Here is a 12600-nt window from a genome sequence, read left to right as displayed (position 1 = left end):
CGCTCGTGATCCCGCCCACCGAATTCTCCGCCGACCGCGCTGTACTCGACGCGGTCGGCGTTGCGCTTTCCGGCCTGCCGCCTGATGCGCGCATCGCGATCGCCTACAGCGGCGGCCTCGATTCGACCGTGCTGCTCGACGCGGCCGTGCGCGTCGCGGGCGCCTCGCGCTGCGTTGCGCTGCACGTGCATCACGGCCTGAGCGCGAACGCGGACGCCTGGGTCGCGCATGCCGAAGCGGAAGCGGCGCGACTCGGTGTCGCATTCGAATCGATGCGCGTCGACGTGCCGCGCGACAGCGGGCTCGGCATCGAGGCGACCGCGCGCGAGCGTCGCTACGCGGCGCTCGACGCGATGGGCGAACGCCACGGCGTGGCGACGCTGTGGCTCGCGCAACATGCGGACGATCAGGCCGAGACGGTGCTGCTGCAGCTGTTGCGCGGGGCGGGAATCGCGGGGCTTGCCGCGATGGCGCCGCGTTATCGCCCCGACGGCGTGAGTATCGAGCGTGTGCGCCCGTTGCTGCGACTGTTGCGCGCACAACTCGAGCGCTATGCGGAGCAGCATGCGCTGACCTGGATCGATGACGAATCGAACGGCGATACGCGCTATGCACGCAATGCGCTGCGCCTCGATGTGCTGCCGGCGCTGGCCGTGCATTTTCCGGGTTTTCGCGATGCGCTCGGTCGCGCGGCCCAGCATGCGGCCGCCGCGCAGCGGCTGCTCGACGATCTGGCCGAGCTGGATTTCGCCGTCGCCGCGCGCGACGACGGGCGAGCGCTGTCGCGCGACGCGCTGGTCGGATTCGACGATACGCGCGGTGCGAATCTGCTGCGCTTCTGGATGCGCCGGCTCGGTTTGCCGGGCGCGTCGGCTGCGCGGCTCGCCAACATGATGCGGCAACTGCGTGCCGCGCACGACGCGCATGCGCTGCGCGTCGATCACGCGGGGCAGTGCCTGAGGCTCTATCGCGATGTCGTGTACTGGGAAGCGGGCGACAGCAGCGAACCGGCCGACGACGGCACCGGTACGCCGCACCCGGAGGCGGCGCTTGCATGGGACGGGCAGGAAGTGTGGCATCTGCCGGGATGGCGCGGCACGTTCGTGTTCGCGCCGGCCGACGCGGGGAGCGCCGATGCGGTACCGGAGGCGCTGCTGCGCGGTGCGCGGCTGGCTGCGCGCGCCCGGGCGGGCGGCGAACGGATGCGTACGTCGCCGGGCGGGCCGGGCCGGACGCTGAAGAACCTGTTCCAGGAGCGCGGCGTGCCGGCCTGGCAGCGCGACGTGCCGCTGCTGTTCGCGGGCGACCGGCTGATCTACGTGCCGCGGCTGGGCGTCAATCGCGACATCGACGTGCCTGACGGCGCGACGTCCGGCGCCGCCGCATGGCGCCGGATCGAATGGCGTCCCGACCTGCTGATCGCGTAGCGGCGGCAGCCTGCCGGCGGCGCGATGGCGTGCCCGTTTTCACCATTTGGTAAACAGCGCCGGAACGGCCGCCGACACGGCGCGCGGCTTGTCAAGCGGGCTTCTATCGGGTACGCTCGGTCGTTTGCTCGGCTCGATTTTTGAGCGTTTTGTGCAGGTTTTCCGCGTGACGTACCCGGTTTGCGCGGCCTGATCGGCCTTCCGGGCAAAATCCGTCACGCTTGCGTGTTGCGTCCCAGCCGTCCCCCTCGTCGTCCGTCCACAGCCACAAGCCGCGTGACCGAACGGCTACGCGGCCTGCCCAGCGCGCCCGTGCGGTTTCTCCTCCAGTTCAGAACGACAATGGCACTCATCGTACACAAATACGGCGGCACTTCGATGGGCTCGGTCGAGCGCATCAAGAACGTCGCGAAACGCGTCGCAAAATGGCATCAGGCCGGGCACCAGATGGTGGTCGTGCCGTCGGCGATGTCCGGCGAAACCAACCGTCTGCTCGGTCTCGCGAAAGAGATTTCGAGCCAGCCGAGCCCGCGTGAGCTCGACATGATCGCGTCGACCGGCGAGCAGGTCAGCGTCGGCCTGCTGTCGATCGCGCTGCAGGAAATCGGCGTCGAGGCCGTGAGCTATGCCGGCTGGCAAGTGCCGATCAAGACCGACAGCGCGTTTACGAAAGCACGCATTCACTCGATCGACGACGAGCGCGTGAAGGACGATCTGAACGCGGGCAAGGTCGTGATCATCACGGGCTTCCAGGGCGTCGATCCGGACGGTCACATCACGACGCTGGGCCGGGGCGGCTCTGACACGTCGGCGGTGGCGGTGGCGGCTGCGCTGGGTGCCGAAGAGTGCCTGATCTATACCGACGTCGACGGCGTCTACACGACCGATCCGCGTGTCGTCGAAGAGGCGCGCCGCCTCGATCGCGTGACGTTCGAGGAAATGCTGGAAATGGCCAGCCTCGGCTCGAAGGTCCTGCAGATCCGCTCGGTCGAATTCGCCGGCAAATACCAGGTGAAGACGCGTGTGCTGTCGAGCCTGACCGATCCGCTGATTGCGCTCGACGAAGAAATGCGCTCGGGCACCCTGATTACTTTTGAAGAAGACGAGACCATGGAAAAGGCAGTCATTTCCGGCATCGCGTTCCAGCGCGACGAAGCACGCATTGCTGTGATGGGCGTGCCCGACAAGCCGGGCATCGCATATCAGATCCTCGGCCCGGTGGCCGATGCGAACGTCGACGTCGACATGATCATCCAGAACCAGAGCGTCGAAGGCAAAACCGACTTCACGTTTACGGTCGGTCGCGGCGACTACCAGAAGGCGATGGATATCCTCACCAACCAGGTGCAGGGCCATGTGAGCGCCGAGCGCGTGCAGGGTGACCCGAAGGTGTCGAAGGTGTCGGTCGTCGGCGTCGGCATGCGGTCGCACGTGGGCGTCGCGAGCAAGATGTTCCGCACGTTGTCGGAAGAGGGCATCAACATCCAGATGATCTCGACGTCCGAAATCAAGATTTCGGTGCTGATCGACGAGAAATACATGGAGCTGGCCGTCCGCGCGCTGCACAAGGCATTCGAACTCGACCAGGCATCGTGAATTTTTCGTGATGCATTGAAGAAAATGCATCACGGAAATTGACGGGCGGTTCGAAACCCTATATTATTTCGTTCTCGTCGCACTGCCTCCCTGGTGCGAGCGAAAGTTTGGGAGACGTGGCCGAGAGGTCGAAGGCACTCCCCTGCTAAGGGAGCATCTGGGCCAAAACCTGGATCGAGGGTTCGAATCCCTCCGTCTCCGCCAAAAGCGGTGACAAAGCCCCGCAAGTTCTCGGACTTGCGGGGCTTTTTCTTTTTCAGTCCTCAGCGGGCCCATCAGCAAGAATGCGCTGGACGTAGGTGGGTACCGGTTGGCGCCGCGTGGTATTGCGCGCTGCCGTCGCGCGCGAGGGCAGCGCTTGACGATTGCTCGTCCGGGCACGCCGGGGAAAAGACCCATCCGAGATGCTTCGGAACGCGCCTGAAGCGGCGGATGCGGCTGCTGAGCGTCCCAAGCATGCCGGACTGGCCTCTGCGGGCAAGCGCCCGGAGCGGGTGGCCCTGCCGTAGCACAGCTGCGGTCTCAAGCGGTAAGCCGCCGATCTCCGCAAGGTCTCGATAACACGCCCGATCTCCTCTGATTGCATGACCTGATAGCGCGCAGAGACAAACCGACAGCAGTGCTTCGGTATCCGAACGATAGAGGGCCTTCCGTTCGTGAAACGCGTGAATCGAACCGAGGCTGCGATTGCCAGCGGCGACGAAGCGCACTTCGGCTTGTTCGATCCGCCCGTTCATGCCGGCGGCACGCTTCCAGACTTCGAGCCGGCGCCGGATCGTGCTTGCCCGGCCGATCCTCGCTCAAATGCGTGCGGCACGAAATGAAATAACAATGAAAGGTTATTTGTAAGGAGCGAGGCGCCGAGCGACCGGGGCACAGCCGAACACCGATCATGCTGTTCCGGCCCTCCGAAATGACCGGTTGACATCAAAAATGCGGCGCTGCGTCGATTTTCATCGCGCACGGCATCAAGCAATACGAAAAATTACTCAAACAAATCAGTGAACTACGCTGCCGCCGAAAATCGATGCTCTGCTGCGCTGCAGAAAATAATCAATCGTCTTATGCTGGTTAACCCGATCGCATTTGAGCGGCGTCAAGTTTTCCGGTGATGCCGCTTTACATTTTGCCAACATTGGCGATTCACGAAATCTACCTGTCGATTTGATTTCGTTCCTTTCGTCGCGCCTTTCCCCGATGCAGGGCGCGACCTCCTCAAGGCCCTGTTGACATGCATGATTTCCCCTTCCTGAGCCTGGCCATCTGGGTTCCGATACTGTTCGGCGCGGGCCTGCTGCGCGCCGGTTCCGACCAGCAGGCACGCCGGATACGACTGATCGCGCTGGTCGGCGCGATTGCCGGGCTGGCGGCCGTGGTTCCGCTCGTTGCCGGCTTCGATGCGCATTCGGCCGCGATGCAGTTCGTCGAAAGACGCGACTGGCTGGCGGCATTCAATTCCGGGTGGCGGGTCGGCATCGACGGCGCGTCGCTCTGGCTCGTCGTGCTGACCGCATTCACGACACTCGTGGTGGTGGTGGCGTCGTGGGAGTCGGTCACGGTGCGCGTCGCGCAGTACTACGCGTCATTCCTGATCCTGTCGGGGCTGATGGTCGGCGTGTTCGTCGCGCAGGACGGGCTGCTGTTCTTCATCTTCTTCGAGGCGACGCTGATCCCGCTGTACTTGCTGATCGGCACGTGGGGGCGCGAGCGACGCGTGTATGCGGCCGTGAAGTTCTTCTTCATCTCGTTCGCCGGCTCGCTGTTGCTGCTGATGGCGATGCTGTACCTGTACGCGCAGTCGCATACGTTCGACATGGCCGTGTGGCGCACGCTGCAGCTCGGTTTCGCGCCGCAGTTGCTGGTGTTCCTCGGCTTCTTCGCCGCGTTCGCGGTCAAGGTGCCGATGTGGCCGGTCCACACGTGGCTGAGCGACGTCTACACGGACGGCCCGACGGGCGCCGCGCTGATGCTCGCGATGCTCAAGCTCGGCGGCTACGGGTTCCTGCGCTTCGCGCTGCCGATCACGCCGGACGCGAGTCACTTCTTCGCGCCGGCCGTGATCGCGCTGTCGCTGTTCGCGATCGTCTACGCGAGCCTCGTCGCGCTCGCGCAGACCGACCTCGGCAAGCTGCTGGCGTATTCGACGGTCGCGCACATGGGGATCGTCACGCTCGGCCTGTTCCTGTTCAATCGGATCGGCGTCGAAGGCGCGATCGTGCAGCTCGTGTCGTACGGCTTCGTGGCGGGCGCAATGCTGTTGTGCGTGAACGTGCTCGTGGATCGCACCAAGCAGCGCGAGATCGCCGCGTACGGCGGCGTGGCGGGCGTGATGCCGCGTTTCGCGACCTTCACGCTGCTGTTCGCGATGGCCAACGTCGGCCTGCCGGGCACGTCGGGGTTCGTCGGCGAGTTCATGGTGATCATGGGCGCGATCCGCTTCAACTTCTGGATCGGCGCGATCGCGGCGCTCACGCTGATCCTCAGCGCGTCGTACACGCTGTGGATGCTCAAGCGCGTCGTGTTCGGCAAGGTCGCGAGCCAGCGGATCGCGAAGCTCGCCGACCTGAACCGTCGCGAGATCGTGATGTTCGCGTCGCTCGCGCTGATCGTGCTCGCGGTCGGCATCGATCCGAAACCGTTCACCGATGCGATCGATCCGACCGTCGGCAGGCTGATCCAGGAAGCGAGCCATTCGAAGGTGCCGGCAGGGGATGGCCCCACGCCGGCGCTGCCGTCGTACATGGCGTCGACGCACGACTGATCCCGGCACGTCGAGCCGCGCAAGCGCGCCGCCTCACGCGGCGCGCGTCGTTGCGCGCGCATCGATCGCGGTCCGGCACGGCGCGTGCCAGGCTCGCTTCCGGCTGCGTGAAATTGCCCCGCGACAATGTGACTCACGGCAGATTTTGCAATGATGATTTGCCGCATGCACCGGTTTTTCATCGCACTCGCGCGACGTATGATTCGGCCAATTTCGTGAATCGAATGCGCATCGGGCGTACGCAAACGGATTCAATGACCCTCGGGCTGTGTGATGAAAAGAAGAGCTTCAAGAGGCTGGTCGGCGCTGATGTCCATGGGCGCGGCATTGAGCCTGTCAGGTTGTAATTTAGATGTACTAAATCCGAAAGGAAGCGTGGGTGCGGCCGAAAAGGCGCTGATCGCGACGTCCACCTGGGCGATGCTGATCGTCGTCGTGCCGGTGATCCTGCTCACGCTATGGTTCGCGTGGCGTTACCGCGCGTCGAACCGCAACGCCGCCTATGCGCCGAACTGGTCGCACTCGACCGCGATCGAGGTCGTGATCTGGACCGTACCGACGCTGATCATCCTGTTCCTCGGGGTGCTCACGTGGAAGACCACCCACGAACTCGATCCGTACAAGCCGCTCGAATCGGCGGTGAAGCCGCTCGACGTCGAGGTGGTCGCGCTCGACTGGAAGTGGCTGTTCATCTATCCGGAACTCGGTATCGCGTCGGTGAACCAGCTCGCGATTCCGGTCGGCACGCCGGTGAACTTCCGCATCACGTCGGATTCGGTGATGAACTCGTTCTTCATCCCGCAGCTCGGCGGCCAGGTCTACGCGATGGCCGGCATGCAGACGCGCCTGCACCTGATCGCCGACGAGCCCGGCAACTACGCGGGCACGTCCGCCAACTTCAGCGGCCGCGGTTTCTCCGACATGAAGTTCCGCACGCTCGCCGAGCCGCGCGAGCAGTTCGATGCGTGGGTGCAGAAGGTGAAGGCGTCGCCGGACCGGCTCGACGCGACCTTGTACGGCAGCGTCGCGCAGCCGAGCGAGAAGGCGCCGGTGCGCTACTTCTCGTCGGTCGATCCGCGGCTCTTCCACAACATCATCGCGAAATACAACGATGGCCACGTCCTCGACCTGAAGGACGCCGCCTGCGGCACGAAGGGGTAACGCATGTTCGGCAAACTCACACTTTCGGCGATCCCGTTCGATCAGCCCATCATCATGGGGGCCGGCGCCTTCATGGGGCTGGTCGTGCTGGGCATTCTCGCCGCGCTGACGATCACCGGCCGCTGGAAATGGCTGTGGACGGAATGGCTGACCACGGTCGACCACAAGAGACTCGGCGTGATGTACATCATCGTCGCGCTGATCATGCTGCTGCGCGGCTTCGCCGACGCGATCATGATGCGCATGCAGCTCGCGCTCGCGTACAACGCGCCCGGCTACCTGCCGCCGCACCACTATGACCAGATCTTCACGGCACACGGCGTGATCATGATCTTCTTCATGGCGATGGTGTTCATGGTCGGCCTGATGAACCTGGTCGTGCCGCTGCAGATCGGCGCGCGCGACGTCGCGTTCCCGTTCATCAACTCGCTGTCGTTCTGGATGACGGCGGTCAGCGCGATCCTGATCAACGTGTCGCTCGTGATCGGCGAATTCGCGCAGACGGGCTGGCTCGCGTACCCGCCGCTGTCGGAGCTGCAGTTCAGTCCGGGGGTAGGGGTCGACTACTACCTGTGGGCGCTGCAGATCTCCGGGGTCGGCACGCTGCTGACCGGCGTGAACTTCTTCGTGACGATCATCAAGATGCGCGCGCCGGGCATGACGCTGATGAAGATGCCGGTGTTCACGTGGACGGCGCTCTGCACGAACGTGCTGATCATGGCGTCGTTCCCGATCCTGACCGCGACGCTCGCGCTGCTCGGCCTCGACCGTTACCTCGGCATGCATTTCTTCACGAACGAAGCCGGCGGCAACGCGATGCTGTACCTGAACCTGATCTGGGCGTGGGGCCATCCGGAGGTGTACATCCTGATCCTGCCGGCGTTCGGGATCTTCTCGGAAGTCATCGCGACGTTCGCGAAGAAGCCGCTGTTCGGCTACAAGACGATGGTGTACGCGACCTGCGCGATCATGGTGCTGTCGTTCCTCGTGTGGCTGCATCACTTCTTCACGATGGGCTCGGGCGCGAACGTGAACGCGTTCTTCGGGATCATGACGATGATCATCGCGATTCCGACCGGCGTGAAGGTGTTCAACTGGCTGTTCACGATGTACCGCGGCCGGATCGAGTTCACGACGCCCGTGCTGTGGACGATCGGCTTCATGGTCACGTTCACGCTCGGCGGCATGACCGGCGTGATGATGGCGATCCCCGGCGCGGACTTCGTGCTGCACAACAGCCTGTTCCTGATCGCGCACTTCCACAACGTGATCATCGGCGGCGTGCTGTTCGGCTATCTCGCGGGCTTCAACTACTGGTTCCCGAAGGCGTTCGGCTTCAAGCTGAACGAGAAGCTCGGCAAGGCGGCGTTCTGGTTCTGGCAGGTCGGCTTCTACGTCGCGTTCGTGCCGCTGTACGTGCTCGGCTTCATGGGCATGACGCGCCGCCTGAACCACTACGACAACCCGGCCTGGCATCCGTGGCTGCTGGTCGCCGCGTTCGGCGCCGTGCTGATCGCGATCGGCATCGCATGCCAGCTGCTGCAACTGGTCGTCAGCATCCGCAACCGTCACCTGCCGGAATACCGCGACACCACGGGCGATCCGTGGGGCGGCCGCACGCTGGAATGGGCGACGTCGTCGCCGCCGGCCGACTACAACTTCGCGGTGATCCCGCAGGTGCGCACGCTCGACGCGTACGCGGACATGAAGGCGCGCGGCGAAGGCCGGCCGAACCCGGCGGCGATTCGCGACATCCACATGCCGTCGAATACCTGCGCGGGCCTCGTGATCGCGATCTTCAGCCTGGTGCTCGGCTTCGCGCTGGTGTGGCACATCTGGTGGATGGCGATCGGCGGGCTCGTCGGAATCATCGCGACGCTCGTGATCTACAGCTCGCGCGATAACGACGGCTATTACATCCCTGCGTCGACGGTGCGCAAGACCGAAGACAAGCAGCCGACGCAGCGCACGGCCGCGCGCGTCGACGACGTGGAACTGGAGGCCAACTGATGTTGCAGAAAACCTTGAGCGCGACCCTGCTCGAGCACGACGACCATCCGCCGTCGCATTCGGTGTTCGGGTTCTGGCTGTACCTGATGACCGACTGCGTGATCTTCGCGGCGCTGTTCGCGACGTTCGCGGTGCTCGGTCACCAGTACGCGGGCGGGCAGACCGCCAAAGAGCTGTTCGACATTCCGGGCGTCGCGGTCGAAACCGCCGCGCTGCTGCTGTCGAGCATCACGTACGGTTTCGCGATGCTCGCGGCATACAAGCAGCAACGCGGCGCGCTGCTCGCGTGGCTCGCGGTGACGTTCGTGCTCGGCGCGGCGTTTCTCGCGATGGAACTGCGCGAGTTCTCGCACCTGATCGCGGAAGGCGCGGGCCCGCAGCGCAGCGCGTTCCTGTCGGCGTTCTTCACGCTGGTCGGCACGCACGGGCTGCACGTGACGGCCGGCCTGCTGTGGATGCTCGTGCTGGCCGCGCAGATCGTGTTCCGTGGCGGCGACCTGACCGATCGCGACCTGCGGCGCCTGACGTGCCTGAGCCTGTTCTGGCACTTCCTCGACATCGTGTGGATCTGCGTGTTTTCCTTTGTCTATCTCGCGAGCGTGATCTAAATGGCCCATTCGCATTCGTCTCAACTCGAAGAAGGGCACGGCAGTGTCGGCGGCTACGTCGCCGGTTTCATCCTGTCGGTGCTGCTCACGGCCGCGTCGTTCGGCCTGGTGATGGGCGGCGTGCTGTCGCCGCATGCGTCGCTGATCGGGCTGGCCGTGCTCGCGTTCGTGCAGATCGTCGTGCACCTCGTGTACTTCCTGCACATGAACGGCTCGTCGGGCCAGCGCTGGAACGTGATGGCGTTCAGCTATACGGTGCTGACCGCCGCGATCGTGATCGTCGGCACGCTGTGGGTGATGCACAACGTCAGCATGAACATGATGTCGCGGTGAGCGGCAGCGTCGCGCATCGGGTTCGTATCCATGCGTGTTCATGAAGAAAAGGCGGCACGCAGGTGCCGCCTTTTTGCTTTTCCGGCTGCGTCGCGCCGGACCGTACGGTCAGTGCGGCGTGCCCGCGTCGGCGGTCAACGCATGCGTGCAGTCGGCGCGGTACTCGGCGGCGAGCCGATGCTTCGCGCCGTCGAGATCGTCCGGGTAATACGGGCTCGCATGGGCGGGGTCGTAGCCGACCTGTTCGAGCTCGGTCAGCTCGCGCACGAGGTCCGCGCGCGTGACGTCGTGGCCCGTGTGCACGAACGGGTACGCATTGCATTCCTGCGGGGTGAGGTGCGGCCCCGCGAACGCGGCGGTGCTGGCGCAGGCGAGCAGCATGCAGGCGAGGGTGGTCGACGGTTTCATCCGGTAGCTCCTGGTTTCGCGGCCCGATGCCGCATGACGTGAGCGTAGGCGGCACCGGCCGCGGGGCGGGCGACGCCTGGATGAAACATGTTTCACGCGTGCGGCCGCGCGGCCGGATGAAGCTATTTTCATCTGGCGCCGCACGGCGCTCGCGGCGCTTACGATAGCGTCGGGCGCGTCGTGCGCGCCCGTCTTGAGGTTCATTGCGAGGGCAATCATGCGAGTACTGACGGTCGAGGACGATGCGGTGACCGCGAACGAAATCGTCGGCGAACTGACCGCGCGCGGATTCGAGGTCGACTGGATCGACAACGGTCGCGAAGGGATGATGCGGGCGATGAGCGCCTCGTACGACGCGATCACGCTCGACCGGATGCTGCCGGGCGCGGACGGCCTCGCGATCCTGACCGCGATGCGCACGGTCGGCATCGACACGCCGGTGCTGATGCTGAGCGCGCTCGGCGACGTCGACGAGCGGATTCGCGGGCTGCGCGCGGGCGGCGACGATTACCTGACGAAGCCGTTCGATTCGGGCGAACTGAGCGCGCGCATCGAAGTGCTGCTGCGCCGCCGGCAAGCCTCGGGCGTGCCGCAGCAGACGCTGCTGAAGGTCGGCGCGCTCGAGCTCGACCTCATTTCGCGCTGCGCGCGTCGCGGCGCCGACGAGATTCCGCTGCTGCCGACCGAGTTCCGCGTGCTCGAATTCATGATGCGCAACGCGGGCCAGACGATCACGCGCACGATGCTGTTCGAGGCCGTGTGGGGCTATCACTTCGATCCCGGCACGAACCTGATCGACGTCCACATGGGCCGGCTGCGCAAGAAGATCGATCCGCCTGGCGCGAACCCGATGATCCAGACGGTGCGCGGATCGGGCTACATGCTCGCTTGACGGAGGCACGGATGGACGCAGCTCGCGCGGCGAATTTCACGCGCCGCTGGCATACGACGACGTTTCGCTGGCTGTGCGCGTACGCGGCGATCTTCTCGGTGTCGCTGCTGCTGCTCGCGGGCGTGATCAGCGTCGCCGCGACGCACACGATGACACGCGACACCGACGACGTGCTCGCGTGGCAACTGATCTATTTCGATTCGATTCCCGATGCCGAGCTGCCGCTCGCGATCCATCGGCGGCTCGAGCACGAGCACATGCACACGAATTTCTACGGGCTGTTCGATGCGAGCGGGCGCCGCGTGGCCGGTGACATCGCGACGCCGCCGGCGCTGCGCACCGATCGCCACGGCCGGACGCTGAACCGCACGCTTGCGCCGCTCGACGGCCAATCGTCGCCGATCGCGCGCGCGATGGCCGTGCGCCGCGACAACGGGATGACGCTGGTCGTCGCGCGCGACCTGTCGCATTTCATCCAGATCCGCGACGTCGCGATCCGCGGGCTCGTGGTCGGCGGCGTGATGATCCTGATCGCCGGCATCGCGGGCGGCAGCATGCTCGGCATGCGGCAGATGCGCCGCGTCGCCGCGATCCGGCGCGTCACGCGGCAGATCGCCGAAGGCGATCTCGGCAAGCGGCTGCCGGTCGGCCGCTACGACGAACTCGATCTGCTCGCGCATCTCGTGAACCACATGCTCGACGAAGTCGAGCGGCTGATGGGCGAGGTGCGCCATGCCTGCGACGGGATCGCGCACGACCTGCGCACGCCGCTCGCTCGCGTGCATACGATGCTGGCGCGGCTCGCCGACCAGCCGGTCTGCGCCCACGATCCCGCGTCGGCGGCGCTGCTGGCTTCGGCGCGCGACGAGACCGACCGGCTGCTCGAACGTTTTCGCGCGATGCTGCGCATCTCCGAGATCGGCACGCTGAGCCGGCGCGGCGGCTTTGCCGCGGTCGACGTCGCCGTCTTGCTGCGCGACGTGTGCGAGCTGTACGAGCCGCTGGCCGAGGCCGTCGACGTGTCGTTCGAGCTCGAGGCGGCCACGGTCGACGGCATCCATGGAGATCGTGCGTTGCTGTTCGAGGCGTTCAGCAATCTCGCGGACAACGCGATCAAGTTCACACCGCCGGGCGGTCACGTGCGCGTCGTGCTCCAGACGACGCCGCATGGTCCGCTCGTCCGGTTCGAGGACACCGGGCCCGGCATTCCGCCCGGTGAGCGCAATGCGGTGCTCGAACGCTTCTATCGCGGCGAGCGCACCCGCCACGTGAACGGTTCGGGGCTTGGATTAAGTATCGTGTCGGCGGTGATGCGCGTACATGGTTTCGCGCTGCGGATCGGCGATGCGCAGCCGGCCGGCGCGGCGATCACGGTCGAATGCTGGCCGCGTTCGCTCGCATGAG

The 12600-nt window shown here is 65.3% G+C and carries 10 protein-coding genes, 1 tRNA gene and 2 pseudogenes; 10 read left to right on the top strand and 3 right to left on the bottom strand.

The genetic code is table 11. The features are described from left to right. Positions 1–5 precede the first annotated feature (5 nt). A complete protein-coding gene (gene tilS / locus DTA15_RS02420) occupies positions 6–1427 on the top strand; it encodes a tRNA lysidine(34) synthetase TilS (RefSeq protein WP_006484002.1) in 1422 nt (473 codons plus the stop codon). Between the two features lie 122 nt (positions 1428–1549). On the opposite strand, the pseudogene DTA15_RS39505 reads toward tilS, so the two are convergent. Beyond that, positions 1550–1787 (bottom strand): annotated as a pseudogene (locus DTA15_RS39505) (hypothetical protein); the annotation flags it as partial. On the opposite strand from DTA15_RS39505, the gene DTA15_RS02415 reads away from it, so the two are divergent. Both DTA15_RS02415 and DTA15_RS02410 read left to right on the top strand, forming a co-directional pair. Then, positions 1770–3023, top strand: coding sequence for an aspartate kinase (locus DTA15_RS02415; RefSeq protein WP_012492698.1), 1254 nt, complete (start codon positions 1770–1772; stop codon positions 3021–3023). The pseudogene DTA15_RS39505 and the gene DTA15_RS02415 sit on opposite strands and share 18 nt — an antisense overlap. Before the next feature lie 110 nt (positions 3024–3133). Then, positions 3134–3227: transfer RNA gene (locus tag DTA15_RS02410), tRNA-Ser, on the top strand. 248 nt (positions 3228–3475) lie between these two features. Here the strand turns inward: DTA15_RS02410 and DTA15_RS38920 are convergent. Further along, positions 3476–3790: pseudogene (locus DTA15_RS38920) on the bottom strand (DUF932 domain-containing protein); the annotation flags it as partial. Between the two features lie 464 nt (positions 3791–4254). Here DTA15_RS38920 and DTA15_RS02400 point away from each other — a divergent pair. From DTA15_RS02400 to cyoD, 5 genes are all read left to right on the top strand, one after another. Next, positions 4255–5784: a complex I subunit 4 family protein gene (locus DTA15_RS02400; protein WP_006483984.1), complete on the top strand. Its 1530-nt coding sequence runs from the start codon at positions 4255–4257 to the stop codon at positions 5782–5784. 273 nt (positions 5785–6057) lie between these two features. After that, positions 6058–6945: a ubiquinol oxidase subunit II gene (gene cyoA, locus DTA15_RS02395; protein ID WP_012492697.1), complete on the top strand. Its 888-nt coding sequence runs from the start codon at positions 6058–6060 to the stop codon at positions 6943–6945. Positions 6946–6948: 3 nt separating this feature from the next. Continuing rightward, positions 6949–8955, top strand: coding sequence for a cytochrome o ubiquinol oxidase subunit I (cyoB, locus tag DTA15_RS02390; RefSeq protein ID WP_006483983.1), 2007 nt, complete (start codon positions 6949–6951; stop codon positions 8953–8955). After that, positions 8955–9563: a cytochrome o ubiquinol oxidase subunit III gene (cyoC, locus tag DTA15_RS02385; protein ID WP_006483998.1), complete on the top strand. Its 609-nt coding sequence runs from the start codon at positions 8955–8957 to the stop codon at positions 9561–9563. Before cyoB ends, cyoC begins: the two co-directional genes overlap by 1 nt. Further along, positions 9564–9896: a cytochrome o ubiquinol oxidase subunit IV gene (gene cyoD / locus DTA15_RS02380; RefSeq protein ID WP_006478441.1), complete on the top strand. Its 333-nt coding sequence runs from the start codon at positions 9564–9566 to the stop codon at positions 9894–9896. A gap of 108 nt (positions 9897–10004) precedes the next feature. On the opposite strand, the gene DTA15_RS02375 is transcribed toward cyoD, so the two are convergent. After that, a complete protein-coding gene (locus DTA15_RS02375; RefSeq protein WP_012492696.1) occupies positions 10005–10304 on the bottom strand; it encodes a DUF4148 domain-containing protein in 300 nt (99 codons plus the stop codon). Positions 10305–10521: 217 nt separating this feature from the next. Between DTA15_RS02375 and DTA15_RS02370 the strand changes: the two genes are divergently transcribed. Continuing rightward, the gene (locus tag DTA15_RS02370) at positions 10522–11196 is read left to right on the top strand and encodes a response regulator transcription factor (protein WP_006483985.1); all 675 of its coding nucleotides are present in this window, start codon (positions 10522–10524) and stop codon (positions 11194–11196) included. Positions 11197–11207: 11 nt separating this feature from the next. Then, a complete protein-coding gene (locus DTA15_RS02365; protein WP_006484004.1) occupies positions 11208–12599 on the top strand; it encodes a sensor histidine kinase in 1392 nt (463 codons plus the stop codon). Position 12600 lies beyond the last annotated feature (1 nt).

Source organism: Burkholderia cenocepacia, assembly GCF_900446215.1.
GTDB classification, from domain to species: domain Bacteria; phylum Pseudomonadota; class Gammaproteobacteria; order Burkholderiales; family Burkholderiaceae; genus Burkholderia; species Burkholderia cenocepacia.
The sequence above is the reverse complement of the archived record's forward strand: the minus strand, read 5'-3'. Positions and strand labels throughout refer to the sequence as shown.